This window comes from Xanthomonas sp. MUS 060 (assembly GCF_000963215.1).
GTDB lineage: Bacteria > Pseudomonadota > Gammaproteobacteria > Xanthomonadales > Xanthomonadaceae > Xanthomonas_A.
The window spans coordinates 1-996 of the sequence record NZ_JZIM01000096.1; the positions used below are offsets into that span (position 1 = coordinate 1).

The window sequence follows — 996 nt, forward strand, 5'->3', positions numbered from 1 at the left end:
CGACCCTCTGCAACACTGGCGCGGTGGGCTGGGCTGGGTCTGCGTCGCAGGATATTGCTGGAACTTCGTCGGCGGGCCACTCACCAACGCGGTCCTCGCCGCCGTCGGCCATCCTCTCAACCTGCCCTCACTCGACATTGGACCGCTCGCCACCCTCACGCTCGGCATGCTGGGATTGGGCGGACTGCAGCCGTCGGCCATCCTCTCAACCTGCCCTCACTCGACATTGGACCGCTCGCCACCCTCACGCTCGGCATGCTGGGATTGGGCGGACTGCATGTGGCCGAGCGCGTGAAAGGAGCGGCGTAACGACTTCCGGCAAGTACAGTGATCCAGTGCCGGACTCATAAGCGCACTCACGCCGCATCCCCCAGATGGCCGTGCGTTTGCCGCATCCCCCAGATGGCCGTGCGTTTGACAGCCCCGGCACAATGTCGTATCCAGTAAGAGAACGGTTGGCACATCGGCATCACCTGCGCATAAGGACCATGGCTTGAGCAGGCACCCCATCCCCGAATCAGCGTCAGGACGCCCCCAGCCCTCGTCGGCAGTGGCCGCAGTTGTGTGGGCATTCAAGTGCCCGGCACACCCATTGCGTCAGGCATCTGCCACGCGCGCTGTATCCTGGATATGGGGTATCTGCATGACGGGATTTACATTTTCACTTTCGGTCGTTAATCGGTCATCCGAAGCTGGAATGTTTTTAATATTCCCCATGGATTTTATACCGATATTATTTTTAATTAAGAAAATTATCGTCAATCAAATATGTAGCAGACTGATCTTTGCTATTGGGATCGCTGGAAAAGTGACTCGGCGCACACTAGTCGCTTAAATAATATTGATAGATAAGCTTTGCCCTCCTCAAAAATCACATATAAATGTCTACCTAAACATAAGGCATTTATAATACATTACAGCCACTAAGGCCATGGACAGGAAGGCGGGGAAATGAAAAAAGACATCGCTCGGGGATTCTTGCTAAGTGCGTCTTAC

Annotated in this window: 1 protein-coding gene; it reads left to right on the top strand. The window is 54.9% G+C overall.

What is annotated here, in order from left to right; translation table 11 throughout:
- Positions 1-295 (top strand): holin family protein (locus XANALMUS060_RS22590; protein ID WP_235430616.1); only part of this gene is annotated, 295 nt, incomplete at its 5' end.
- Between the last annotated feature and the right edge of the window lie 701 nt (positions 296-996).